Here is a 25,764-nt window from a genome sequence, read left to right on the forward strand (position 1 = left end):
GCGGCCATGTCGGATCGGTGATGCAGTTTGAAAAGCTCCGTCTCGTCGGCTTCAAGTCTTTCGTTGAGCCGACGGAATTCCTGATCGAGCCCGGCCTCACCGGAGTGGTGGGGCCGAATGGCTGCGGCAAGTCGAATCTTGTCGAGGCCCTGCGTTGGGTCATGGGCGAAAACTCCTACAAGAACATGCGCGCGTCCGGCATGGACGACGTCATCTTCTCCGGTTCGACCCATCGACCGGCGCGCAACAGCGCCGAAGTCACGCTTCTGCTGGCCAACACGGAGCGGGAGGCGCCGGCCGCCTTCAACGATGCGGACCGGCTGGAGGTGACGCGCCGGATCGAGCGCGAGGCCGGCTCCGTCTACCGGATCAATTCGCGCGAGGTGCGCGCCCGCGACGTGCAGCTCCTCTTTGCCGATGCCTCGACCGGCTCGCGCTCGCCCTCGATGGTGCGTCAGGGCCAGATCGGCGAACTGATCGCGGCGCGGCCCTCTGCGCGGCGCCAGATTCTGGAAGAGGCGGCGGGCATTTCCGGTCTCCACAGCCGCCGCCACGAGGCGGAGTTGCGTCTCAAGGCTGCCGAGCAGAATCTCGACCGCCTCGAGGACGTCCTGAGCGAGATCGATGTGCGCCTCGATGCCCTGAAGCGGCAGTCCCGTCAGGCGTCGCGCTATCGCACTCTGTCCCGGGAAATCCGCAAGGAAGAGGCTGCGCTTGCCTATCTGCGCTGGCGGGCAAGTTCCGCCGCCTGCGAGGAGGCGGACGCGGCGTTGGCCGAGGTCGTGCTGGCGCTGGCCGATGCCCAGACGGCACAGGCCGAGGCCGCCCGCATCGAGGCGATCGCCGCGCATGCCCTGCCTCAGGCGCGCGAGAAGGCCGCGGCTGCAGGGGCCGCCCTGCAACGCCTGCAGGCCGCCTTGGGCGAATCGGAGGCGGAAGAAAAGCGGGTTCGCAGCCGGATTGAGGATCTTGCCCGGCGCGGCGAGGAAGCCGAGCGCGACCTTGCCCGCGAGCAGTCACTTGTCGAAGACAACGACCAGCGCCTTGGCGATCTTGCCCGTGCCATGGCCGAAATCGTTGCCGAGGGCGAAGGCGATGCGGCCCGGCTGGCCGAGGCGAGCGGCGCCCGCGACGATGCGGCCGATCTTCTGGCCGAGGCCGAATTCGAACTCGACCGGATCACCCAGGAACACGCCCAGGCCGAGGCGCAGCGCGAGGCGCTGGAGCGCTCGGTTCGCGATGCCGCCGGCCGGACGGCAAGGCTGGGGGACGAACTTACCTGCACGGACCACGATCTCGATGACCTTGAGCGGCGCATGGCCGCTCAGGCTCCGCTGGTGCAAGCGGCGGACGCGGCGGAGGCTGCCGAGATCGCCCTCTCGGACGCCGAAAAGCGCGGCGATGCCGCCGAGGCCGCGATCGAGGCGGCCGCGAACGGCGAGCGCGCCGCGCGCCAGCAGCTTGGCGAGGCCGAGCGCGAACTTGGCAGGCTCGACACCGAGGCGCGCACGCTCGCCCGCATTCTGAATGTCGAGATGGGCCAGCTTTTCCCGCCGCTCGTCGATCAGGTGACGGCCAAGCGCGGCTACGAGACCGCCCTTGGTGCCGCCCTCGGCGACGACATGGAAGCGCCGGTCGACGAGCGCGCGCCCGCGCACTGGTCGGTGCCGGGACCGGGCGACGACGATCCGCCGCTGCCTGATGGTGTCTCGCCGCTGAGCGCTTATGTGAAGGCGCCCGATGCGCTGATCCGTTGCCTTGCCCAGATCGGGGTCGTCGATCGGTCGGAGGGCGAGGACATGCGCATGCGCCTGAAGCCCGGCCAGCGGCTCGTTTCCCGCGAAGGCGACCTCTGGCGCTGGGACGGCTATGTGGCTGGCGCCGAGGCGCCGACGCCGGCCGCCCAGCGGCTGGAAAGCCGCAACCGGCTCGCCGAACTCGACGCGAGGGCAGCGGATCTGCGCAAACGTGTGGCCATCGAACGCGGCAACGTCGCCAGCGCGCAGGCAAAGTCGCAAGAGGCGCGTGAGGAGGAAAAGGCGGCGCGCGAAGCTGTCCGTGCCGCCAATCGGGCTCTCGGTGAAGCGAAGGACCGCAAGGCCGCGGCTGAGCGCGCCGCGTCCGAACTGGCGATGCGGCGCGAGTCCCTCGCCCAGCAGCGCGAACGTCTCGACCAGCAACTCGCCGAAGCCCTGGACGCTGCTGCGGACGCCGAGCGAAGGCTGGCAGCCCTGCCGGACCATTCCGCTCTTGTCACCGCGCTCTCGGCGATCCGTGCCAGAGCGGCAGAGCGGCGGGCGGAACTGGCGGAAGCGCGCTCGGCCGTCGACGGACTGGAGCGCGAAGCGGCGCTGCGCAAACGCCGGCTTGCCGACCTTGAGGACGAAAAGGCCGGGTGGGAGCGCCGCTTTGCTGAGGCGCGGCGCCAGATGGCGGTTCTTGAAGAGCGCAGCATCGCGATCGCCGCCGAGCGGGAGGCGTTGGCGGAGCGGCCCGGGCAGCTTGTCGCCGCGCGGGGAAAACTCATTTTCCAGATCGATGAAGCCCGCGCGACGAGCGTCGCCGCAGCCGATGCCCTGGCCCGTGCGGAGACCGAGGCGAGTGCGGCCGACAAGGCTGCCCGCCAGGCCCTGGTCGCCTTCGGCGAGGTGCGTGAGGGAAAGGCGCGCGCCGAGGAACGCGTGGCGGCGGCGCGGATGCGCCGCGAGGATCTCGAGGCGGAAATCACCGAACATTTCGAGGCCCAGCCTGCGGCCCTCGCCGCCATCGCCGAGATCAGGACCGATGCGCCGCTACCCCGGATCGATGGCATCGAAAGCCGGCTTGACCGCTTGCGGCAGGAGCGGGAGCGCCTCGGCGGCGTCAATCTTCAGGCGGAAACGGAAGCTGGCGAGGTCGAGGAGCGGCGCACGGCGCTCCTGTCCGAGCGGGACGATCTGATCGAGGCCATCCGGCGTCTGCGCGGCGCGATCCAGAACCTGAACCGCGAGGCCCGCGAGCGCCTGCTCTCCTCGTTCAATGTCGTGAACGAGCATTTTCAGCGCCTTTTCAAGCACTTGTTCGGCGGTGGAACGGCCGAGCTGCAGCTCGTGGACTCCGACGATCCGCTGGATGCGGGCCTCGAGATTCTCGCCCGGCCACCGGGCAAGAAGCCCCAGACGATGACGCTTCTGTCGGGCGGCGAGCAGGCGCTGACGGCCATGGCTCTGATCTTCGCCGTCTTCCTGACCAACCCCGCGCCGATCTGCGTGCTCGACGAGGTGGATGCCCCGCTCGACGATGCCAACGTGGAGCGTTACTGCGATCTGCTCGACGAGATGGTGCGCGGCACATCGACGCGTTTTCTGGTGATCACGCACAACCCGATCACCATGGCGCGCATGCGCCGGCTCTTCGGCGTCACGATGTCCGAACGCGGTGTTTCTCAGCTGGTTTCCGTGGACCTTGAAACGGCCGGCCGCTTCCTTGAGGCAGTCTGACACATCGTCAGGTTCGCCGGGGCGGGCGCTCCGGTGAAGGCATTCGGGATCAGCCATTGTGCCCATTGGTATGCCATGGTAAATGCTGCAAGGTTTTTCTAAGTAAAAACAACGACATAATACTTTTGAGCGCCGCCTTGACAGCTTTCGGGTCGCTGACTATTGTGCGCCCGACTTCGGGTGCTTGGGTCGGCGTGTGACGCAGGAATGCCGGGAAACGGCGAGACGACGGCGGATGCGACGCAAATGAGCGATCCGGGCAACGATCATAGCGATCAGGACGATCTGGCCAAGCGCAAGGCGAAGCTGGAGCAGGCCCTGGCGAAAATCAAGGACGACCAGGCGAAGGCCAGGGCGCCCGAAGGTAACGACTTCGGCTCGAATTACAGCAAGGCCTTTCGTCTTGCGAGTGAGTTCGTCGGTGGCGTTCTTGTCGGTGCGGTATTGGGGTGGGGAATTGACCGGTTGCTGGGGACATCTCCGATCGGTCTCATTGTCCTCCTCATTCTTGGCTTTGCTGCGGGCGTCCTAGGAATGGCGCGCGCCAGTCGCGTTGATGATGATGCCGCGCCGAAATAACGGCGTGGTGATAATTGAGAGAAGTCGTGGGCCGGTGGGGCCGGCGACGATCGAGAGGGGAGTGCTCAGGTGGCAACGGCCGACAAGGTGGACCCGGTACACCAGTTCATCATCCATGACCTGATTCCGCTCGGCAATGTCGCCGACATGAAGCTGGCGTTCCAGAACTCCTCGCTGTTCATGTTCGTGGCCGTGGCCTTGATCGTCACTTTCATGATGGTGGGCACGAAGTCTCGCAAGCTTGTTCCCGGCCGTCTGCAGTCCACCGTCGAGATGCTCTACGAGTTCATGGCCGGCACGGTCCGCCAGGTTCTCGGCGAGGAAGGCATGAAGTTCCTTCCCTTCGTCTTCTCGCTCTTCACTTTCATCCTGACGCTGAACCTTCTCGGCCTCGTGCCCTACTTCTTCACGGTGACGAGCCAGATCGTGGTGACGGCGTCGCTGGCGATCCTCGTGATCCTGACGGTCATCATCGTCGGCTTCGTGAAGAACGGCCCGAAGTTCATGCTGCTCTTCGTGCCGAGCGGCGTGCCGCTGATCCTGCTGCCGCTGATCAGCCTCATCGAGTTCATTTCCTTCTTTGCCCGCCCGGTTTCACTGTCGCTTCGTCTTTTCGGCAACATGCTGGCCGGTCACATCGTGCTCAAGGTGTTCGCCGGCTTCGTCGGAACGCTCGGTGCGATGGGTTTTCTCGGGGTCGTCGGCGCCATCGCGCCCTTCCTGATGACGATCGCGATCACGGCGCTCGAATTCCTGGTCGCCGGCCTTCAGGCTTTTGTCTTCGCGGTGCTCACCTGCGTCTACCTCAAGGACGCACTGCATCCGCATCACTGACCTTCTGACCGAGGTCAAAACGGCGCCGACGGCGTCTTTCCATCAGGCCAAAAAGATCACTGTTTGATCACGTTCAACCAAGGAGAATGATTATGGAAGCGGATGCCGCCAAGCTGCTCGGAGCCGGTATCGCCTGTCTCGGCATGGGTCTTGCCGCTATCGGTGTGGGCAACATCTTCGGCAACTTCCTGTCGGGCGCCCTGCGCAACCCGTCGGCTGCCAAGGAGCAGTTCACCAACGCGCTGATCGGCGCGGCGCTCGCCGAAGGTCTCGGCATTTTCGCGCTCGTTATCGCCTTCCTGCTCGTTCTCTGAGACAGCGGAAAGACGACGGGGAAGGTCTCTTCCCCCAGGGCCGTCTGCCACTCTTGCGCAGATGGCCGGTTGAGGTGATCAGCGAAGGATCATCTGCCGGAAGTGGGGACAGGCGGCGATGCCGCGGTCACGAGGGGCCGGCAGGTGAGCAAGGGCGGGGTCTGACGCTGGATTTCGGCGTCAGACATTGCCGTTTTGAAGTCGATCATTTCGACACAAGCGCCGCCGTCACTGGCGGCCGTAAATTTTGCCGGACCGCCGGTTGGCCTGATCGAGGCCGTCGCGGACCGGGCCGCCACAGACGGGATTGCGACAATGGCAGAAACGCCGCAGCATGGCACGGAAATGGTCCAGGCCCTCGAAGCGGGTGCGCATGGGGGCGGGGAGCATGTTTTCCCGCCGTTCGACACGACCCATTTCGCCTCCCAGGTGCTCTGGCTGGCGATCAGCTTCGGGCTTCTCTATTACCTGCTTTCCAAGGTCGCCCTGCCGCGCATCGGCGGCATTCTGGAAGACCGGCATGATCGCATCGCCTGGGACCTTTCGGAAGCCGAACGGCTGAAGCAGGAAAGCGACGACGCCGTAGCCGCCTATGAAGCGGCTCTCGCTGAGGCCCGCGACAAGGCGCACACCATCGCCCGCGAAACCCACGACAAGCTGTCCGCCGAAATGGCCGCCAAGCGCGCGAGCGTCGAGGGCGAACTGGCAACGAAGCTTGGCGAGGCCGAGGAGCGCATTGCGTCGATCAAGTCTCAGGCCATGTCGGAGGTCGGTGCGATCGCCAACGAAACCGCGGCCGCCATCGTCACGCAGCTTGCCGGCACGGAAGTCTCCAGCGATGAGATTTCCGGTGCTGTGAGCGCCGCGCAGAGCCGCTGAGGAGGGCTGATCCATGGACGCAACGTCTCTTGCCACACTCTGGGCCTTTATCGCCCTCATCGGCTTCCTCGGCATCCTGCTGATCAAGCGCGTCGACAAGGCGGCCATGAAGGCGCTCGACGACCGCTCCGAGCGGATCGCCAAGGAGCTTGACGAAGCCCGGCGCTATCGCGAGGAGGCGCAGGCCCTGCTCGCCGAATATCAGCGCAAGGCCCGCGAGGCGAGCCAGGCCGCCGAGGACATCATTTCCAACGCCAAGGCCGAGGCCGTCCGGCTGACGGAAGAGTCCGAAAAGGCGCTGGCCGAACTGATCGACCGCCGCACCAAGGCGGTGGAGACCAAGATCGCCCAGGCCGAGGTTCAGGCCATGAACGACGTCCGCGCCGTTGCCGCCGATGTTGCCGTCGCCGCCGCCTCGCAGCTTCTGCAGGACAAGGTCACCGGGCCGCTCTCCGACGATCTGATCGCCAAGAGCATTGCCAACGTCCGGGCCCGCATGAACTGATCCTGCGATTTCGGACAGAAATTGAAAGGCGCTCCGCTGGCTGGCGGGGCGCCTTTTCTCATTTGCGGATGGCGGAAGGGCCGGCGCCGGGTTTGCCGACACACCGGCGAAGGCGGCAGTCAGCCGGACCGGGAGGACACGCGCTCAAGGGCGGCCCGGACCGGCGCAAAGCTCTGGCGGTGGAGGGCGCAGGGTCCGAGTTCGGCCAGAGCCTCCTGATGCACCTTCGACGAGCCATAGCCCTTGTGGCTTTCGAAGCCGTAGCCGGGGTAGGCGAGGGCGGCCTTCTCCATCATCCGGTCGCGGGTCACCTTCGCGACGATGGAGGCCGCTGCGATCACCGAGGAGCGGCTGTCCCCCTTCACGATGGCCTCGGCCGGAATGCCGAGCCTTGCCGGCAGGCGGTTGCCGTCGACGAGCGCCGCGGCGGGTCTTGCCGCCAGCGCCGCCAGCGCCTTTTCCATGGCCTCCATCGAGGCGGCCAGAATGTTGATCTCGTCGATTCGCACGGCGCAGGCGCAGGCAACGGCCACGTGATGGCCGGCGATGATCTCCTCGAAGAGCGCTGCGCGGGCCTTTGCCGTCAGTTTCTTGGAATCGTCGAGACCCTTCGGCGGCTCGCCGTCGAAGATCACGGCTGCGGCGACCACGGGGCCGGCGAGCGGCCCTCGTCCCGCCTCGTCCAGCCCCGCGACAGGACCGCCATGGCGGTGCATGGCGTCGAGTTCCAGCCGGCGGTCGCAAAGCGCCGCAGGCAGGAGATCGGGAAATAATGGGTCGGGAGAATCGCTGCGTCGTCTGGCCATGCGGCGGACTATAGCGCCCTGAAGCAGCGGGTCGAAAAGGGTTCTCGCAGCATAAGCCCAAGGCGCAGCCAGTCGCCCCGGCTGCCGGCCTAGAACAGAGACAGCTGAACGCCTCCAGCGGTCGGCTTCAGGAATAGGTCGGTCCGCAGCTTGGTCTTCGACTTGTTGATGCCGAGCCGCTTGCTCGCGATCTCGAAGCGCCGGCCGATCTGCCAAGCGTAAGGCCCGGACCCGCGCATGCGCTTGCCCCATTCGGCATCGTAGTCCTTGCCGCCCCGCATCGACCGGATGAGCGACATCACATGCCGGTAGCGGTCGGGGAACAGACGCAGCAGCCAGTCCCGGAACAGTTCGGAAACCTCCAGCGGCAGGCGCAGCAGCACATAGCCGGCTTCCCGCGCGCCCATAGCGAAGGCCGCGTCCAGAATGCGCTCGATCTCCATGTCGGTGACCATTGGGATGACCGGTGCCACCATCACGCCGGCCGGAATGCCGGCCTCGTTCAGTTGCTGGATGGCCTCCAGCCGCTTTTGCGGGGTCGAGGCGCGCGGCTCCATCGCCCGCGCCAGCCGCCTGTCGAGGGTCGTCACCGAGAGGGCGACCTTGGCAAGGCCCTGCTTCGCCATCGGAGCGAGGATGTCGATATCCCGCGTCACGAGGGCCGACTTCGTGACGATCATCACCGGATGGGATGTCTTCGCAAGCACCTCCAGCACCTGCCGGGTGATCTTGTACTCCCGCTCGATCGGCTGATAGGGGTCGGTGTTCGTCCCCATCGCGATGACCTTCGGCTGGTAGGATGGCGCACCGAGCTCCCGCTCCAGCAATTCGGCCGCATTCGGCTTGACGAAGAGCCGCGTCTCGAAGTCGACGCCCGGCGAAAACCCCATGTAGGAATGGGTCGGACGGGCAAAGCAGTAGATGCAGCCATGCTCGCAGCCGCGATAGGGATTGATCGAGCGGTCGAAGGAGATATCCGGCGACTCGTTGCGGGTGATGATCTTGCGTGCCCACTCGACCTGCACCTCGGTCTTGAGCGGCGGCAAAATCTCGTCCGGATCGTTCCAGCCGTCGTCGAAGCCGATCGTCTGCAACGGCTCGAAACGGCTCGACGGATTGAGCCCGGCACCACGCCCGCGCCGAAGGTCGGCGCGCACGCTCGTATCCCCGAGCCCGTCCGCATGGATCGCATCGCCCTGAAGAAGCGATGCGGCGGGTGGTGGACCATCACTGTGAATCGGTTGCTGTGATCTCGGCATGCGCGGAGTATAGCAAACGACGAGAACAAAAAAAGAACAAACGACTTCGGGAAGACACCTTTTCGTTATCATGCACTCGCATTCGGCAGGAAAAGGCGATAGTCATGAACTATGCTGAGTGTCGTCATTCCGACCCGAAATTCCGAGGACAGCCTGGCTTTGACACTGGCGTCGCTGGTGCCGGCCGCGGCCGACGGCTTCGTGCGCGAAGTCGTGATCGTCGACGCGGGATCGAAGGACCAGACGGAAGTCGTCGCCGACGTAACGGGCTGCACGTTTCTGAGAGGCGAGGAGCCCCTCGGCGTGCGGTTGGCGCGCGGCGCGAGCGAAGCGACCCGCGGCAACTGGCTGCTCTTCCTTCGTCCGGGTGTCATCCTCGAGGCGGGGTGGCATCGGGAGGTGGCATCGCTGATCGAGCGGCTGGAGCGCTCGGTCGGCAAGGGCGCGGATCAGGCGATCGTCTTCCGCTTCGCATTGGATGCCCTCGGTCCGGGCGCGCGCCTCAGCGAGTGGGCCGTGGCGGTCGCGCGCGGGATTACCGGCGTTCCCCATTGTGCCCAGGGGCTGCTGATCTCCCGCGAGCATTACCGCCGCCTCGGCGGTCACCGTCCCTTGCCGGTGATGGAGGACGTGGACATCTTCCGCCGTATCGGCCGCTCGCGCTGGGTGACGGCAAGGGCCAAGGCCAGCATCGTCGCTTCGGCCTGGCCGGGCGAGATGCAGCGGGGCATTCGCCGCAGCGTCAGCCGGACGCTGGCCGCGCTCGCCATTCCGCCGCGCTTCCTGGTACGGCTGCACGGGCTGCCGGCCCAAAGCAGCAGCGATACCCGCGCCTGAGCGGCACTTTCGTTCGAACGCCTGTCCGCGCCTCAGGCCTTCTCGGTCTTCAGCTTTCCGCGCTTCAGATGCTCGTCGAGCCGCGGCATAATCTCCACGAAATTGCAGGGCATGTGCCGATAGTCGAGCTGCCCCTTTAGGATGCCGTCCCAGGCGTCCTTGCAGGCGCCGGGCGAACCCGGCAACACGAAGATGTAGGTGGCGTTCGCAACGCCGCCCGTCGCGCGTGACTGGATCGTCGACGTGCCGATCTTGTTGTAGGAAATCTGGTGGAAGATGGTCGAAAAGCCGTCCATCGTCTTCTCGAACAGCGGCGTCATCGCCTCCGGCGTCACGTCCCGGCCGGTAAAGCCTGTGCCGCCCGTCGTGATCAGCACGTCGATGGCGGGGTCGGCGATGAGCTGGCGCGCAACCTCTTGAATGGCCTCGACATCGTCGGTCACGATATGCCGCGAATGAAGCCTGTGCCCGGCCGCCTCGATCCGGTCGGCCAGTGTGCGGCCGGACTTGTCGTCCTCCAGCGAGCGGCTGTCCGACACCGTCACGACGGCAATCGACAGGGCAATGAAGGGCCTGCTTTCGTCCAGTCCGGTCGCCATCGCGGTCACTCCTGTTCTTTCGAGTCTTGGCTCTGCTTCGGCGCGTCCGGCGTTGCACCGTTCTCCGCCTTGCCGCCTTCGTAGTTGAGAATGAGGCTCCAGTAGCCGTAGATCGCCATTGCGATGGCGATGGAGCCCCACATCGGCGAGCCTCCGATCCATTCGGCGGCGGCCCAGACGAGCGCCACCGCAATCACGGCATAGCGCCGCCAGACCGGTCTGAAGAAGGGATGCTGGCTGTCCTTGGTCACTGTTGCTCTTGATCCCGTTGGTCGTGGGTTTTTTGGGGCGCGGACCATTCATGTCGTGATCCTGGAGCCAATGGCAAGAGAGGGCGAACGGATCGGCTTGCCATTCCCGGCGGCCGTCAGCCTTCACGGCTTCCTTCCGTCGGTGCGACCCGCGCGCAGAGCGCTCTGCTCGCAAGGCCGATCGCCATCCCGACAACGACCAGCGCGGCCGCGACCATGAAGGTCGTTTGCATGCCGGCGGCGATGGCGTTCGCCGGGGCCGAAGCCATGTCGCCGGAGCCGACTCCGAAGGCGAAGACGGCGCCCATCACCGATGCGCCGGTCATCAGGCCGAGATTACGGGAAAGGCTCAGCAGGCCGGAAATGGCGCCGCGCTGGTCGGGACCGATATCCATCATGACCGCAGTGTTGTTGGCGGCCTGGAAGAGCTGGTAACCCGGCGTCAGGATGGCGATGGCGGCGACATAGCCGCTAATTCCGAAGACTGCGGGCAGCGTTGCGAGCAAGAAGGCTCCGACAGCCATGGCCGCAAGGCCGGCGAAAACGACCGATTGTGCACCCAGTCGGTCGACGAGCCGTCCGGAGGGAAGGCCGGTCAGTGCGGAAATGACCGGTCCGATCGACATGACGACGCCGACGAAGGCGTTGGAAAGACCGAGGGCTCGGGAGAGATAGAATGGCCCGACCACCAGCGTCGTCATCATGACGGTCGCAACAAGCGCGTTCATGCCAAGGCCGGCGCCGAGCCCGTCATAACGGAAGGCGGCAAGCCGGATCAGCGGTGAGCCTGCCCTCGATTCGATCCGCACGAAGAGCCCGGTACCAGCGGCCGCCAGAACAACCAGCGCGACGTGCGGCAGGTCGAAATGCTCTCCGTTGGCGGTCACGGCCAGCGTATAGGCGGCGAGCGTCAAGGCAAGGACCAGCGTGCCCGGCAGGTCGAAGCCGGGCCGGTTCGCTGCCGTGCTCGGCTGCCCCTTGGGCAGGGCGAGGCTGCCGACAAGGAAAGCGGTCAGCCCCAATGGCACCAGGACAAGGAAGATCGCGCGCCAGTCGAAGCCGGCGATGAGGGCGCCGCCGAGACTGGGACCGAGCGCGGTGCCGATGGCCGACATTGTCCCGAGCAGCCCCATGGCGCGGCCTGTCCGCTCCCTTGGAACCGTCTCGCGGACAAATGCCACCGTGAGAGCCATCAGGACGGCGGCGCCAAGGCCCTGCGCGCCTCTGGCCGCAATCAGCGTCGCGAGCGTCGGGGCAAGGCCGCAAAGGAGCGACGCCGCCGTGAACAGAAGGACACCGGCGAGGAGAACCCGGCGATGGCCGAGAACATCGCCCAGGCGTCCGGCACCGACGATGGCGACCGTTACCGCCAGCAGATAGGAAAGGATGATCCACTGCACGTCCTGAAAGGGCGCCGCAAAGGCTTCGGCCATCGCCGGAAGGGCGACATTGGCGATGCTGACGCCAAGCGAGGACAGCAGCATCGAGAGGGCGAGGCTGACGAGCGCCCAGCCGCTGGAGGGCGCCGGCGTGCTGCGCTCCTTGAGTGTGTCGTCTGAAATGGACGGATTGGCCATGACTTCGTCTCCTGCCGGGGAATGAAAAGGATCGACGGGAAACGTAGGCCCGAAGATATCATGGCGGAACGCGCATCGTTTGCACCTGATCAGTGCATGATACGCCATGTCAAATCGGGGCGGCGATGCTATGATCCACCGATGTCCCGTCCCGATCTCAACCTGCTCATCGCGCTCGATGTCCTTCTGGAGGAGGGCAGCGTGGCGCGGGCCGCAAGGAGGCTGAGGCTCAGTCCGTCCGCGATGAGCCGCACGCTGGCGCGGCTGCGGGAGACGACCGGCGATCCGTTGCTCGTCCGAGCCGGGCGGGGCCTCGTGCCGACACCGCGAGCGCTGGAATTGCGCGAGCGCGTCGGTCCGCTGGTGGAAGGCGCAGAGGCCGTCCTGCGTCCGGTCGAGGCTCTCGACCTCGATCGGCTTCGGCGGACCTTCACCCTCAGGAACCGGGAAGGCTTCGTGGAGAATTTTGGAGCGGCGCTGATCGCGCGCGTCGGCGAGGAAGCGCCGGGCGTCAGGCTGCGCTTCGTGCCGAAGCCGGACAAGGACAGCAGATCGCTGCGCGATGGCAGCGTCGACCTGGAGACAGGCGTTGTCACCAGCACGCTGGGGCCGGAAGTGCGCGCGCAGGCCCTGTTTCGCGATCGCTTCGTCGCTGTCGTGCGCGTTGGACATCCTTTGTGTTCGGGGGAGATGACGCCCGCCCGCTATGCCGCCGCCCGGCACGTGCTCGTCTCGCGCCGTGGTCTCGACCGGGACGCGGTCGATGACGCCCTTGGGTCGCTGGGCCTGAGACGGGAGATCGCGACCGTCGTCGCCGGATATACGGAAGCCCTAGCGCTCGTGCGGGCTACCGATCTGGTCGCCTGCGTCCCCGACCGCCATACGGAAAACCTGCGCGCTGGCCTTGCCGTCCTGTCCCTGCCGGTTCGGCTGCCGGAGATCACGGTATCGATGCTGTGGCACCCGCGTCTCGATGCCGACCCAGCCCATCGGTGGCTGCGCGGCTGCGTCCGCGCGGTCTGCAGGCGCGGCGAGGGCGATGCCGCCGGATCCGGCTAAGCATCTTCGCCGCAAAGCAATGCCTTCCGGTTGGCGGTCAATCCCATTGTGCGATGCAAAACAACAATTTGGCCGAAATGGCCATTCATCGCGTGCCCTTGCTTCCCGATGTGCTAAAAGGCCGCAATTGCAGCCCGCGCCAATCAGGGAAAGAAGACGATGGCCAACGAGCGACTGACCGGACCTGAGCTGGACGAAGCCGCGCTTTATTATCACCGCTCGCCGCGGCCCGGTAAGCTGGAAATCCGGGCGACGAAGCCGCTCGGCAACCAGCGCGACCTGGCGCTGGCCTATTCACCGGGTGTCGCCGCGCCTTGTCTGGCCATCAGGGACGACCCGGCCAACGCCGCCCTCTACACCGGCCGAGGCAATCTCGTCGCCGTGGTCACGAACGGCACGGCCGTGCTTGGTCTTGGAGCGATCGGTCCTCTGGCGGCCAAGCCCGTCATGGAAGGCAAGGCCGTCCTCTTCAAGAAATTCGCCGGCATCGACGTCTTCGACATCGAGGTCGACGAGACCGCCATCGAGCGCGTGGTCGATGTGGTCGCGGCGCTGGAGCCGACCTTCGGCGGCATCAACCTGGAAGACTTCAAGGCGCCGGAATGCTTCGAGATCGAGACCCGGCTGCGCGAGCGGATGAAGATCCCCGTCTTCCACGACGACCAGCATGGCACCGCGATCATCGTGGCCGCTGCCATCGTCAACGGCATGGAACTGGCCGGCAAGAAGCTGGAAGACATCAAGATCGTCACCTCCGGCGCGGGCGCCGCGGCGATCGCCTGTCTCAACCTGATGGTCTCGCTTGGCGTGAAGCGGGAGAACATCTGGGTCACCGACATCGACGGCGTCGTCTACAAGGGCCGCCCGACGCTCATGGACCGCTGGAAGGAGGTCTATGCGCAAGAGACCGACAAGCGGGCGCTGGTCGAGGTCATCGGCGGGGCGGACGTCTTCCTCGGCTTGTCCGTCGGCGGCATCCTGAAGCCCGAGATGCTGCTGCAGATGGCCGAAAAGCCGCTGGTGATGGCGCTCGCCAATCCGAACCCGGAAATCTCGCCGGAACTGGCCATTGCCACCCGTCCCGATGCGATGATCTGCACCGGCCGGTCGGACTATCCCAACCAGGTCAACAACGTCCTCTGCTTCCCCTATATCTTCCGCGGCGCGCTCGATGTCGGCGCGACGCAGATCAACGAGGAGATGAAGCAGGCGGCGGTCAAGGCCATCGCGGCGCTCGCCAAGGAAGAGCCGCCGGAGCGTGCTTCCCAGACCTACGCCGGCGAGGCCGACAGCTTCGGGCCGAACTATCTGATCCCGCCGCCGCTCGACCAGCGCCTCATCCTGCGCATTGCCCCGGCCGTTGCGCGGGCCGCGATGGAAAGCGGCGTCGCCATGGCGCCGATCACCGATTTCGACGCCTATCAGGACCGCCTGAACCGCTTCGTCTTCCGCTCCGGTCTCACCATGAAGCCGGTGATTGCGGCGGCAAAGAAGGAGGCCAAGCGCGTCGTGCTGGCCGACGGCGAGGACGAGCGTGTCCTGCGCGCCGCCCAGGTCATTCTTGAGGACGGCATCGCCAAGCCCATCCTGATCGGCCGTCCGGCCGTGGTGGAAACGCGGCTGAAGCGCTTCGGTCTCAAGATCAGGCCCGGCCGCGACTTCGAGATCATCAACCCGGAAGACGATCCGCGCTACCGCGACTATGTCGACCTCTACCTCGACAAGGTCGCACGCAAGGGTGTGACGCCCGATGCCGCCCGCACCATCGTGCGCACCAACGCCACCGTCATCGGTGCGCTGTCGGTCGTCCGGGGCGATGCGGACGCTCTCATCACCGGCCTTGAAGGCCGCTTCATCCGCCATATCGAGCATCTGCGCGGTATCATCGGCTTTGCGCCGGGCGCCACGGACTATTTCGCCCTGTCGCTGCTGATTTCCAACCGTGGCCCGCTGTTCCTGACGGACACCTATGTGACACCGGACCCGAACCCGGAAGAGCTTGCCCAGATGACGATGATGGCGGCGGCAGAAATCCGGCGCTTCGGCATCACGCCGCGTGCCGCGCTTCTGTCGGCGTCGAACTTCGGCTCCCGCGAGGGCGTTTCCGGCGCCAAGATGCGCGATGCGCTGGCCATTCTGCGCGAGAAGGTCCCCGATCTCGAGGTCGACGGCGAAATGCACGGCGATGCGGCGCTCTCGCTGCTCGACCGGTCGCGCGTCATGCCGAAATCGACCTTGAAGGGCGAGGCGAACCTCCTCGTCTTCCCCGATCTCGACGCCGCCAACATCACGCTGTCGGTCCTGAAGATCTCGACGGACGCCCTCCACGTCGGCCCGATCCTCATCGGTCCGGCCAAAGCGGTGCACATGATCACCCCGTCGGTGACCTCGCGCGGCGTCGTCAACATGACGGCCATCGCCGCGATGACGGCCGTGGACAAATAGGCGCGGGGCAGATCGGAACGCAAAAAGGCGCCCCTTCGGGCGCCTTTTTCAATCTGGACGGTGCGATCCCGGCAACCACCGTTCACATCGACTTGGCTTTTTCCACGATCCCGTTGAGGCCGGCCTCGTAGATGCCGTCGATCACCGCCTTGGCCTCGTCGTCGCTGGCGCCCTTGGCGTCGAAGGTGCCTTCCCAGCTGATGCTTGCACCGCCATCGTCATCGGCCGCGACCGAAATGGTCGAGACATAGTTGGCGACGGGCAGGGGGCTCTCGACGATCGAATAGGTGTAGCTGGTGCCGGCGTCGTCCCACTTTTCCAGCTTCTCGACGATTGTGCCGCCGCCCTTCAGCGACAGCGTGCGCAGGGTGGCGCCGTCCTTCTCCGAAAGCTCGCATTTTTCGACGGCCGGATGCCAGGTTCCGATCCCGCAGAAGTCGCCGACAGTCGTCCAGACGGTCTCGACCTTCAGCGACTTGTCCTCGACGCGCTTGGACGTTTCCACTGCGAATGCGGGCGTGATGGCGATGACGCTGGCCGCAAGGCCGAGCGCCAGGGCGCGAATGGTCATGATTGATCCTCCCGGAGGCGTTTTTTTATCCTGTGCGCACGAAGCACATGGGCCACTACGAAGTCGTAAGTGTGCCGGATGACCTTAGTTCGGCCGATACCGGCCAGCCAGCGGGAAAAATTGTCGCACTGTCATGTGTGGGCAGTCCGGGAGTCCGGCGGCGTCTTGCCGGCGTTCGGTGCGGTTTGGAAGGCTCATGAAAGAGGCCGGGCTGTACGCATCTGACGTACGGGCGTCTTGCGATGTCAGAACTCGACTTCCAGCTCCACGATCTCGTCGGGCTCGGCAAGTGCCCCCTCGGTCCACTCCACCATCAGCGGCCATTCGAAGATACGCTCGCAGTAGGCCGCAAGATCGTCCGGCAGGTCGACCGCATAGGTGCGAAAGCGCGTACAGACGGGCGCATACATGGCGTCGGCCATGGTCGGGGTCTCGCCGAAGAGATAGGGTCCGCCATACTGGTCGAGGCACTCGGTCCAGATCGCCTTGATGCGTTCCACGTCCGGCCTCGCACCGGAGAAAATCTTGAAGCTCTTGTGCCGGGCCTTGAGGTTCATCGGCAGCGCCGAACGCAGATTGTAGAATCCCGAGTGCATCTCGCCCGACACGGCCCGGCAATGCGCCCGCGCCGGTTTGTCGGTTGGCAGGATGCCGGCCTTCGGCGCGGTTTCGGCCGCATAGTTGGCAATCGCCAGCGTATCCCACACGACGACGTCGCCATGCGTCAGGCGCGGTACCAGGACCGAGGGCGAGAGCAGCAGCAACTCCTGGCGAGCCTCCTCGGTGTCGAGATCGGCCTGGATTTCCTCAAAATCGATGCCGGCCATGCGGCACAGCAGCCAGCCGCGCAACGACCACGAGGAGTAATTCTTGGACGAGATCGTCAGTGTCGCCTTTGCCATGTCCGTCGCTGTCCCCGGGGCCGGTATGATGCGTCGAACGATCCTCTCGCAACGCAGCGAGAATTGCACTAGCTTTTTGTGTGGTGCAGCATCCCTAAAAAGGGGGAGAGGCGGGTCAATGCTTTACGATGCCTATCAATTCCAGGACGATATGATTGCACCCGTCCGCCGGATGGCGCGGCTGATGCAGTCGGTGACCCGTCTTGCCTTCTGGGGTGCCGGCGAAAACGTCGCGATGCGCTTTGCCGCCGCCATGGAGATGGTCTCGCGCTATCATCTCAGCCACGCGCGTCCCGACTTCGGCATCGAGGCGGTGCCCGTCGGCAATCGCATGGTGCCGGTGACGCAGAGGGTCGCCCTCGACTTGCCCTTCGGCAAGCTGCTGCACTTTTCCAAGGACATCGACAGCGAGCAGCCGCGCATCCTTGTCGTGGCGCCCCTGTCCGGGCATTTCTCGACGCTGCTGCGCGGGACGGTGGAGACACTGCTGCGTGACCACGACGTCTTTATCACCGACTGGGCCAACGCCCGCGACGTGCCGCTGGAAGCCGGCGGCTTCGGCGTCGACGACTATGTGGAATATGTCATCCGTTTCCTGGAGACGATGGGTCCGCACGGTCACGTGCTCGCCGTCTGCCAGCCCTGCGTCCAGGCGCTGGCTGCCGTCGCGGTGATGTCGGAGGACAATAATCCGGCAACGCCGCGTACGATGACGCTGATGGCCGGACCGATCGATCCGCGCGAAAGCCCGACATCCGTGAACGAGTTCGCGGTCGCCAAGTCCCTCGACTGGTTCCAGAGTTCGGTGATCTCCAAGGTACCAGCGCGCTATCCGGGTGCCGGCCGCCGGGTCTACCCGGGCTTCCTGCAACTCGTCGGCTTCATGGCCATGAACATGGACCGCCACCGCAGCGCCCATTCCAAGCTCTACCGTCATCTCGCCAGGGGCGAAAAGGCCGAGGCGGAGAAGATCAAGACCTTCTACGACGAGTATTTCGCCGTCCTCGATCTTGCCGAGGAGTTCTATCTGGAGACCATCGAGAGGGTGTTCCACAAGGCCGAGCTTGCCGTCGGCGAATTCACCTATCGTGGCCGCAAGGTCGATCCCGGGGCGATCCGCAAGACGGCCCTTCTGACGGTGGAGGGCGGGCGCGACGATATCTGTGCGCTCGGCCAGACTGCCGCCGCGCACGACCTTTGCCGGTCCCTGCGTCCGCACCTGAAGCGCCACCATCTTCAGGCCAACGTTGGCCACTATGGCGTCTTCAACGGCAAGCGCTGGGAGCGGGAGATCTACCCCGTCGTGCGCAACATGATCCTGGCGATGGAATAGCCTTCGACTCTTGACCCTCCGCCATCGAAATTTGATGAATTGATCTTATTGGTTCGCTCTCGGCCCACCGTTGGCCGGGATGGGTCCTGTCGGTCCTTTGCCGTTGGTTTCAGAAGTCGTTGTCCAGTTCCACGGGATTGCCTGCATGTCAGAGAAAATCCGTCACGTCGTCTTCGATATCGGTCGCGTCCTCGTTCACTACGAGGCCGAGGTTCCCTACCGGCATCTCATTCCCGACGAGAAGACGCGCCGCTGGTTCCTGGACAACGTCTGCACCGACGCCTGGAACTACGAGCAGGATCGCGGGCGAAGCTGGGCCGACGCCGAGGCGGTCCTGATCGCCGAGCATCCGGACTGGGAGAACCTGATCAGGGCCTTCCGCCGCCACTGGCACGAGATGGTGCCTTACGCCTATGACGGCACGGTCTCGATCATGGATGAGCTTCTGGAGGCCGGCTACGACGTCACGCTGCTGACGAATTTTTCCGCCGACACGTTTCCCGAGGTGCAGGAACTTTACCCCTTCCTGAAAAAGCCTCGTGGCGCGACCGTCTCCGGCCTGGTCGGCGTGATGAAGCCGGACCCGGCCATCTACAAGGCCCATGTGGAGGCCTTCGACCTCGACCCTGCGGCGACCGTTTTCATCGACGACAAGCTGGAGAATGTGGACGCCGCCAAGGCGGCCGGCTGGCAGGGCATCCATTTCAGCGATGCCGAAGCCTTGCGGCAGGAGATCGGCGCAATGGGACTGCTGGCGACCTGAGAGCGGAGCGGTTCCGAGGCGGCGTCTTCCGACGTCCGGTGGGGCCGCGCTCAGTCTGGTTTCGTCACCGCCGCGAGCCTTGCCTTCACCTCCAGAAAATCCCGCCAGGCGAGGCGCTTTTCCATCGGCTGGCGCAGCAGGTAGGCCGGATGGAAGGTCGGCATCAGCGGCACCTGCCGCCCGCCGACCTCGAAGGTGCGCCAGCGGCCACGGAACTTGCGGATGCCGACCATCGCGTCCCGCCCGACAAGCGCCTTGGACGGCTGGTTGCCGAGGAACACCAGCACCGCCGGATCGACGAGTTCGATCTGGCGCAGGATGAACGGCCGGCAGATGGCGACCTCCTGGTCGGAGGGATCGCGGTTGCCCGGCGGGCGCCAGTAGATGACATTGGCGATATAGGCTGAGTCCCGGTCGAGCCCGATGGCCTTCAGCATCCGGTCGAGCAATTTTCCCGATCGCCCCACGAAGGGCTTGCCCTGAATGTCCTCGTCCCGGCCCGGCGCCTCGCCGACGAACATCAGCCTCGCCTTCGGATTGCCGTCGGCGAAGACGAGATTCTTGGCCGTGAGGCGCAGGTTGCAGCCCTCGAAATTCGCCAGCAGCGATTCCAGTTCCTCAAGCGACTGCGCCGAACGCGCCGCCTCGCGGGCCGCCATGACCGCGTCGTCGCCCGGCAGTGTAGCGCCGGACATCGATCCCGCGGCCGCAGGCGGCGGCGTGGACGGGCCGGCAGCCCGAGGTGCCTGCTGGAAGCGCGCGCCGCTTTCCTGGAGATTGCGTTGCGGAGCGGCCGGCATGGTCCGCTGCGCGCCCCGTGCCTCCGCCTGCGCGGCGCTTTCGGCGAAGCGATCGACCGGATCGTCGCCGAGCGCCGTATCGACGCCCATCGCCTCATACCATTCGAGGAGGCCTTTCAGGTCGGCAAAGGAAAGCGGAGGCTCGGTCATCGCTCGCGGTGGCTGGATGTTGAATGCCGCGCATCCAATCAGGCTGGCCCTCGAAGCACAAGGCGCAAACCGCAGTGCGCGCCAGCAACGGATCGCGCAAACTCGTTCCAAGGTTGGAGATGCTGCGACGAAGCGCATGCCTTGCACCGGGCCGCGCGGCGGGTACATTGCCTTGGAACAATTCCGGCCTTCGATCAATCGGCCAGCGACCACTGAGACAAGGGAGAGAGCCTGATGGCGGCGAGCGACAGCCAGCCCGAGCGCGAGCAGATGGAATTCGACGTGGTGATCGTCGGCGCGGGGCCTGCGGGCCTTTCGGCGGCCATCCGCCTGAAGCAGATCGCAGCGGAAAAGGGCGAGGAGATTTCGGTCGTCGTCCTGGAAAAGGGCTCGGAGGTGGGCGCGCATATCCTCTCCGGCGCGGTGATCGACCCGATCGGCCTCGACAGGCTGCTGCCCGACTGGCGCGCGGACGAGACGGCGCCGATCAAGACGCCGGTGACCGACGACCAGTTCCTGATGCTCGGCCCGGCCGCGTCCGTGCGCCTGCCCAACTGGGCGATGCCGAAACTGATGTCGAACCACGGCAACTACATTGTCTCGCTCGGCAACGTCTGCCGCTGGCTGGCCGGCAAGGCGGAGGAACTCGGCGTCGAGGTCTATCCGGGCTTTGCCGCCGCCGAGGTGCTCTATGACGACGACGGCAAGGTGATCGGCGTTGCGACCGGCGACATGGGTGTCCTGAAGGACGGGACAGAGGGGCCGAACTTCCAGCGCGGCATGGAGCTTCTCGGCAAATACGTGCTGATCGGCGAGGGCGTGCGCGGGTCGCTCGCCAAGCAGCTCATCGCGCGCTTCCATCTCGACCAGAACCGCGAGCCGCCGAAATTCGGCATCGGCCTCAAGGAGCTTTGGGAGATCGATCCGGCCAAGCACAGGCCGGGCCTCGTGCAGCACTCCTTCGGCTGGCCGCTCGGCTGGTCCACGGGCGGCGGCAGCTTCCTCTACCATCTGGAGGACAACCAGGTCGCCGTCGGCTTCGTGGTGCACCTCAACTACACCAACCCCTATCTCTCGCCCTTCGAGGAGTTCCAGCGCTTCAAGACCCATCCGGCGGTGCGCGCCACCTTCGAGGGCGGCAAGCGCATCTCCTATGGCGCCCGCGCCATCACCGAGGGCGGCTACCAGTCGGTGCCGAAGCTCACCTTCCCGGGCGGCGCGCTCATTGGCTGCTCGGCCGGCTTCGTCAACGTGCCGCGCATCAAGGGCAGCCACAACGCCATGCTCTCCGGCATCGAGGCGGCCGAGGCGGTCGCCAGGGCGCTCACCGCGGGCAGGGCACAGGACGAGATCAACGACTACGAGTTCGGCTGGCGGCACGGCCCGATCGGCCGCGATCTCTGGAAGGTGCGCAACGTCAAGCCGCTCTGGTCGAAGTTCGGCACGCTGTTCGGCATCGGGCTGGGCGGCCTCGACATGTGGATGAACGAGAAGCTGGGCTTCTCCTTCTTCGGCACCCTGAAGCATGGCTACCGGGACTTTGAGGCGACCTTCACCAAGAACCACGCCAAGCCGATCGCCTACCCGAAGCCGGACGGCAAGGTCTCCTTCGACCGGCTCTCCTCGGTGTTCCTCTCCAACACCAACCACGAGGAAAACCAGCCGGTCCACCTGAAGCTCAAGGACCCGTCGGTCCAGCGCTCGGAACTGGACCTTTTCACCGGGCCGTCGACCCGCTACTGCCCCGCCGGCGTCTACGAGTGGACGGGCGTGGAGGAGGGTAACCCCACCTTCGTGATCAACGCGCAGAACTGCGTCCACTGCAAGACGTGCGACATCAAGGACCCGAACCAGAACATCACCTGGACGGTGCCCGAAGGTGGCGGCGGACCGAACTATCCCAACATGTGAGTTTGCTGGCTGGCGGTGCGTCGCATCCGCGAGGAGCACGCGGCCGCCGCCTTCGACAACGGGAGTCAGGCGGCGGCGGGCCGAACGATCCCAACATGTAACGGTGCTGGCTGGCGGCGCGCTGCCGTCCGCCTGGACGCACGGCAGTCATATTCCGGAAGCCGAAATCGGCTTCGGAAGGCTTGGTTGCTGCGGCGCACAATAACGTGATGGGCAATTTCGAACGAATATTAGGCATGCCTGAAACGCGTGCAAACAGGCTGTAGCGCTGCTTGAAGAGAGGTGTCTGGACTCTGGCAGGCAAGGCCTGGCCGTCGCCGGGACCGCACTTCACAGACAAGACTCAATGTCTTAAGTCGAACAAAATATATTAATAAAATCATTAAGATATATTGATTCTTGGAATCAGATTGTTTGGCGCCTAGGTGCCGTCGGTTCAGAGATGATTCAATCTCTCAACGAACGGACTCGAAATGAAAGCCGCGCTGTCAAACCGCTTTCAGCTGCGGATTTTCCGTCCCCGGAGCTTAGCCGGAACTTCAATTTTGCCTTAGCCTTGATCACGCAAAGGTGAAACATTCCGCGCGTTGTCGATTGACGTTTCCCTCGTCCTGCCGGAAGCTTTCCATGCCGCATGCATAGGAGGGTTCCGATGGACCGAGCTCCCAGTGCGTACCTCGTCCGGCATCTAGGCGCGTCAGTGGCCGCCGCCGGCATTGCGTTCATGACATCGTTGTTTTCCGCCCCGGCCGATGCTGCCGAGACGGAGGTCGATCTGGAACTCGTTCTCGCCGTCGACGTCTCGCGGTCGATGGACTACGACGAGCAGATGCTCCAGCGTCAGGGCTATATCGAGGCGATCACCAACCCGGACGTTGTCGGTGCCATCCGGCAGGGGCTCGTCGGCAAGATCGCCATCAGCTACTTCGAATGGGCCGGTCCCGGCCAGCAGCGGCTTGCCGTTCCCTGGCACCTCATCAGCGACATGGAAAGTGCCGAGGCCTTTGCCGCGCAGATCGACAAGGCCCAGCTCGGCATGGCCAGCGGGACCTCGATATCGAGCGGTCTTGCGGCCGCCGCCGACCTCTTCGACGGCAACGGCTTTCGGTCCTATCGGCAGGTCATCGACATGTCCGGCGACGGTCCGAACAATCGCGGCGGCATGGTCGAGCCGGTGCGCGACAAGGTGCTCTCGCGCGGCATCATCATCAACGGCTTGCCGATCATGCTGAAGCCGGACGGCTATTCGCCCTACTCCATCGCCGACCTCGATCTCTATTACCGCGACTGCGTGATCGGCGGTCCGGGCTCCTTCATCGTGCCGGTGAGGGGGGAGGAACAGATGATCGAGGGCATCCGGCGCAAGCTGATCCTAGAGGTGGCGGCAAGCCTGCCGCAGATCATCCCGGCGGACGTGATCCTGCCCGCGCCGAAAACGACGGACTGTCTGATCGGCGAAAAACTCTGGCGGCGCTATATGGATCCCTGAAGCATCGGACCGAAAAGTGGGAACCGGTTTTCGGACAATCCGATGCGATCACTAGAATGCTCTGAGGGGGAGGCGATGCCTCACCCCGCGATGCGTGAAAAGTCCGCGACCGTGTGACAGGCGGTGCGGATGGCGGCCAGCATGGCGAGGCGGTTCTTGCGGACGGCCGGGTCCTCGGCATTGACCAGCACGTGGTCGAAGAAGGCGTCGATCGCCGGACGCATCTCGGCAAGGGCCGCCATCGCCTCGGCGAACTCTTCCTTGTCCACATGGGCCTTCGCATGGGCCGTGGCAGCGTCGAGGACGCCAGCCAGCACCTTCTCCTGCGCCTCGCCCGTCTCCTCCAGCAGACGCCGGTCGAGGTGGGAATGGTCGTAGGTGGTGCCGTCCTTCTTTTCCTCCGCCTTGAGGATGTTGGCGGCGCGCCGGTAGCCGGCCAGCAGGCTTGCGCCATCCTCGGTCTCAAGGAAGGCGCCCAGCTGCTCCACACGGCGGACGATCAGCAGCAGGTCGTCCTGGTCACCAAGCGAAAACACTGCATCGACGAGATCATGGCGTGCACCCTGTTCACGAAGCTGGACCTTCAGCCGGTCGGCGAAGAAGGAGAGCAGATCCTGACGTACCGCAGTACGGTCACCAACTGGAAATGTGGTGGCGCCACTTTCGCTTCTAATCTTATTTGCCTCGCTATGCATTTCGTAGGCTGTTCTGATGGCTTGGCTGAGCGACAAACGTAGCCTGTTCTCCAGCACAAGCCGGATCACGCCCAACGCCGCGCGGCGAAGCGCGTAGGGGTCCTTGGAGCCCGTCGGCTTTTCGTCGATGGCCCAGAAGCCAACGAGCGTGTCGAGCTTGTCGGCAAGCGCGACGGCGACCGATACCGGCGCGGTCGGTGTGCGATCGCCGGGGCCCTGCGGCTTGTAGTGCTCTTCCAGCGCGGCGGCGACGGAAAGGTCCTTGCCTTGGGCGGTGGCGTAGTAGCGGCCCATCAGACCCTGCAATTCAGGAAACTCGCCGACCATGCCGGTGACGAGATCCGCCTTGGCAAGCTTTGCCGCGCGGGCAGCGTGCTGCGGATCGGCGCCGACCAGCGGCGCGATCTCTGTCGCAAGCGCGACGATGCGCTGGACGCGCTCGGCCTGGGTGCCAAGCTTCTCGTGGAAGGTGATCTTTTCCAGCTTCGGCAGGCGGCTTTCGAGGCTTGCCCCCAGATCATGCTCGTAGAAGAACTTGGCGTCCGAAAGACGGGCGCGGATGACGCGCTCGTTGCCCGCGACGATGGTCTTGCCGCCGTCGCTCGCCTCGATGTTGGAGACGAGCAGGAACTTGTTGGCAAGCTTGCCGGTCTTCGGATCGTTGAGCACGAAGCATTTCTGGTTGGCGCGAATCGTTGCCCGGATCACTTCCGGCGGGATCGACAGGAACTCCTCGTCGAACGAACCCATCAGCACCACGGGCCATTCCACGAGGCCGGAGACCTCATTGAGAAGGCCTTCGTCCTCGACCAGTTCCAGCCCGCTCGCGAGCGCAAGGTCGCGCGCGTCATGCAGAATGACGTCGCGCCGGCGTGCCGGATCGAGGATGACCTTGGCCTTTTCGAGGCTCGCCATATAGTCCTCGAAGCGGCGGACGGTGAACGCGTCCGGCGCGAGGAAGCGATGGCCGCGGGTGGTGTTGCCCGAACGGATGCCCTCGATCTCGAAATCGACGACGACCGGCTCCTCGGTCTCCGGGCCGAAGGTGCACAGGATCGAATGCAGCGGCCGCACCCAGCGCAGCGTGCCCGAGCCCCAGCGCATCGACTTCGGCCAGGGGAAGGCGCGGATCACGGACGGGATGACGTCCGCGATGATCTCTTCCGCCGCGCGGCCAACCTTGCGGATGTCGGCGACGTAGAAGTCGCCCTTCTTCGGATCGGTGACGACACGCGCCTCGTCGATCGAGGCAAGGCCAGCGCCGCGCAGGAAGCCTTCCAGCGCCTTTTCCGGCGAGCCGACGCGCGGCCCCTTGCGCTCCTCCGAAAGGTCGGGAGAGCGGGCGGTGAGGCCATGGACGGTGAGCGCGAGGCGGCGTGGGGTCGCAAACGCCTTGGCGCCCTCATAGGTGAGACCGGCCTCGACGAGGCCGCCCGTGACAAGGCTCTTCAAATCTTCGGCGGCGCGATCCTGCATGCGGGCAGGAATCTCTTCGGAAAAGAGTTCGATAAGAAGATCTGGCATGGTCCTCGAGGCTCCGGATGTCGGCCATCCTGTTAGTCGCTCCGGGGCCGCTTGTCACCCATGGGGCCGAAGATTCTTCGATTTTCCGGTCTGCTATGCGCCCGCGTCAGGTTTCGGGCAACCATGGAACAAATGTCATTCCGGTTAGTGTGATTGCCTATGACTTTTGGCGTGTCTGGACCGCCTCGATGCGCTAGAATCAA

At 65.1% G+C, this 25,764-nt stretch carries 22 protein-coding genes; 13 read left to right on the forward strand and 9 right to left on the reverse strand.

Translation table 11 applies throughout. The features are described from left to right. Positions 1-20: 20 nt before the first annotated feature. The 6 genes from HDIA_RS05700 to HDIA_RS05725 all read left to right on the forward strand — a co-directional run bounded on the left by HDIA_RS05700 (position 21) and on the right by HDIA_RS05725 (position 6,590). Positions 21-3,479, forward strand: coding sequence for a chromosome segregation SMC family protein (locus HDIA_RS05700; protein WP_099555180.1), 3,459 nt, complete (start codon positions 21-23; stop codon positions 3,477-3,479). Between the two features lie 246 nt (positions 3,480-3,725). Then, positions 3,726-4,058 (forward strand): AtpZ/AtpI family protein, encoded by a 333-nt coding sequence (locus HDIA_RS05705; protein WP_245884178.1) that lies wholly within the window; start codon positions 3,726-3,728, stop codon positions 4,056-4,058. 69 nt (positions 4,059-4,127) lie between these two features. After that, on the forward strand, positions 4,128-4,892 hold the full coding sequence (locus tag HDIA_RS05710) for a F0F1 ATP synthase subunit A (protein ID WP_099555184.1): 765 nt from the start codon (positions 4,128-4,130) through the stop codon (positions 4,890-4,892). A 92-nt stretch (positions 4,893-4,984) separates the two neighbouring features. Then, positions 4,985-5,206 (forward strand): F0F1 ATP synthase subunit C, encoded by a 222-nt coding sequence (locus HDIA_RS05715; RefSeq protein WP_069307644.1) that lies wholly within the window; start codon positions 4,985-4,987, stop codon positions 5,204-5,206. A gap of 267 nt (positions 5,207-5,473) precedes the next feature. Further along, the gene (locus tag HDIA_RS05720; RefSeq protein ID WP_425432938.1) at positions 5,474-6,085 is read left to right on the forward strand and encodes a F0F1 ATP synthase subunit B; all 612 of its coding nucleotides are present in this window, start codon (positions 5,474-5,476) and stop codon (positions 6,083-6,085) included. A 13-nt stretch (positions 6,086-6,098) separates the two neighbouring features. Then, positions 6,099-6,590, forward strand: a complete 492-nt coding sequence (locus tag HDIA_RS05725; RefSeq protein WP_099555185.1) for a F0F1 ATP synthase subunit B family protein — start codon at positions 6,099-6,101, stop codon at positions 6,588-6,590. Positions 6,591-6,709: 119 nt separating this feature from the next. On the opposite strand, the gene HDIA_RS05730 is transcribed toward HDIA_RS05725, so the two are convergent. Both HDIA_RS05730 and HDIA_RS05735 read right to left on the reverse strand, forming a co-directional pair. Then, positions 6,710-7,396 (reverse strand): ribonuclease HII, encoded by a 687-nt coding sequence (locus tag HDIA_RS05730; protein ID WP_099555188.1) that lies wholly within the window; start codon positions 7,394-7,396, stop codon positions 6,710-6,712. Positions 7,397-7,485: 89 nt separating this feature from the next. Further along, the gene (locus HDIA_RS05735; RefSeq protein ID WP_099555189.1) at positions 7,486-8,655 is read right to left on the reverse strand and encodes a PA0069 family radical SAM protein; all 1,170 of its coding nucleotides are present in this window, start codon (positions 8,653-8,655) and stop codon (positions 7,486-7,488) included. 111 nt (positions 8,656-8,766) lie between these two features. Between HDIA_RS05735 and HDIA_RS05740 the strand changes: the two genes are divergently transcribed. After that, complete coding sequence (locus HDIA_RS05740; RefSeq protein ID WP_099555191.1) at positions 8,767-9,492, forward strand: glycosyltransferase; 726 nt, start codon at positions 8,767-8,769, stop codon at positions 9,490-9,492. Positions 9,493-9,524: 32 nt separating this feature from the next. Here HDIA_RS05740 and moaB read toward each other — a convergent pair whose 3' ends face one another. The 3 genes from moaB to HDIA_RS05755 form a co-directional block, all read right to left on the reverse strand. Then, positions 9,525-10,091, reverse strand: coding sequence for a molybdenum cofactor biosynthesis protein B (gene moaB / locus HDIA_RS05745; protein WP_099558729.1), 567 nt, complete (start codon positions 10,089-10,091; stop codon positions 9,525-9,527). A gap of 5 nt (positions 10,092-10,096) precedes the next feature. After that, positions 10,097-10,342: a hypothetical protein gene (locus HDIA_RS05750; protein WP_099555193.1), complete on the reverse strand. Its 246-nt coding sequence runs from the start codon at positions 10,340-10,342 to the stop codon at positions 10,097-10,099. A 116-nt stretch (positions 10,343-10,458) separates the two neighbouring features. Then, positions 10,459-11,919, reverse strand: a complete 1,461-nt coding sequence (locus HDIA_RS05755) for an MFS transporter (protein WP_099555195.1) — start codon at positions 11,917-11,919, stop codon at positions 10,459-10,461. Between the two features lie 141 nt (positions 11,920-12,060). On the opposite strand from HDIA_RS05755, the gene HDIA_RS05760 reads away from it, so the two are divergent. Next, positions 12,061-12,978, forward strand: coding sequence for a LysR family transcriptional regulator (locus HDIA_RS05760; RefSeq protein WP_099555197.1), 918 nt, complete (start codon positions 12,061-12,063; stop codon positions 12,976-12,978). A 159-nt stretch (positions 12,979-13,137) separates the two neighbouring features. Continuing rightward, positions 13,138-15,423: an NADP-dependent malic enzyme gene (locus tag HDIA_RS05765; RefSeq protein WP_099555199.1), complete on the forward strand. Its 2,286-nt coding sequence runs from the start codon at positions 13,138-13,140 to the stop codon at positions 15,421-15,423. A gap of 82 nt (positions 15,424-15,505) precedes the next feature. On the opposite strand, the gene HDIA_RS05770 is transcribed toward HDIA_RS05765, so the two are convergent. Then, positions 15,506-15,994, reverse strand: a complete 489-nt coding sequence (locus tag HDIA_RS05770) for an SRPBCC family protein (protein ID WP_099555201.1) — start codon at positions 15,992-15,994, stop codon at positions 15,506-15,508. A gap of 245 nt (positions 15,995-16,239) precedes the next feature. Continuing rightward, positions 16,240-16,896, reverse strand: a complete 657-nt coding sequence (locus HDIA_RS05775; RefSeq protein WP_099555202.1) for a glutathione S-transferase — start codon at positions 16,894-16,896, stop codon at positions 16,240-16,242. Positions 16,897-17,014: 118 nt separating this feature from the next. On the opposite strand from HDIA_RS05775, the gene HDIA_RS05780 reads away from it, so the two are divergent. Both HDIA_RS05780 and HDIA_RS05785 read left to right on the forward strand, forming a co-directional pair. Further along, positions 17,015-18,229: a polyhydroxyalkanoate depolymerase gene (locus HDIA_RS05780; protein ID WP_099555204.1), complete on the forward strand. Its 1,215-nt coding sequence runs from the start codon at positions 17,015-17,017 to the stop codon at positions 18,227-18,229. 145 nt (positions 18,230-18,374) lie between these two features. Next, positions 18,375-18,992, forward strand: a complete 618-nt coding sequence (locus HDIA_RS05785) for an HAD family hydrolase (RefSeq protein ID WP_099555206.1) — start codon at positions 18,375-18,377, stop codon at positions 18,990-18,992. Positions 18,993-19,042: 50 nt separating this feature from the next. On the opposite strand, the gene HDIA_RS05790 is transcribed toward HDIA_RS05785, so the two are convergent. Next, complete coding sequence (locus tag HDIA_RS05790; protein WP_099555208.1) at positions 19,043-19,942, reverse strand: uracil-DNA glycosylase; 900 nt, start codon at positions 19,940-19,942, stop codon at positions 19,043-19,045. A 234-nt stretch (positions 19,943-20,176) separates the two neighbouring features. Here HDIA_RS05790 and HDIA_RS05795 point away from each other — a divergent pair, with 234 nt between their 5' ends. Both HDIA_RS05795 and HDIA_RS05800 read left to right on the forward strand, forming a co-directional pair. Next, on the forward strand, positions 20,177-21,853 hold the full coding sequence (locus HDIA_RS05795) for an electron transfer flavoprotein-ubiquinone oxidoreductase (RefSeq protein ID WP_099555210.1): 1,677 nt from the start codon (positions 20,177-20,179) through the stop codon (positions 21,851-21,853). 724 nt (positions 21,854-22,577) lie between these two features. Beyond that, positions 22,578-23,342: a DUF1194 domain-containing protein gene (locus HDIA_RS05800; RefSeq protein WP_245884180.1), complete on the forward strand. Its 765-nt coding sequence runs from the start codon at positions 22,578-22,580 to the stop codon at positions 23,340-23,342. A gap of 80 nt (positions 23,343-23,422) precedes the next feature. Here the strand turns inward: HDIA_RS05800 and glyS are convergent, their stop codons facing one another. Then, positions 23,423-25,561: a glycine--tRNA ligase subunit beta gene (glyS, locus tag HDIA_RS05805; protein ID WP_099555213.1), complete on the reverse strand. Its 2,139-nt coding sequence runs from the start codon at positions 25,559-25,561 to the stop codon at positions 23,423-23,425. Positions 25,562-25,764: the final 203 nt, after the last annotated feature.

The sequence above is a fragment of the Hartmannibacter diazotrophicus genome (assembly GCF_900231165.1).
GTDB classification, from domain to species: domain Bacteria; phylum Pseudomonadota; class Alphaproteobacteria; order Rhizobiales; family Pleomorphomonadaceae; genus Hartmannibacter; species Hartmannibacter diazotrophicus.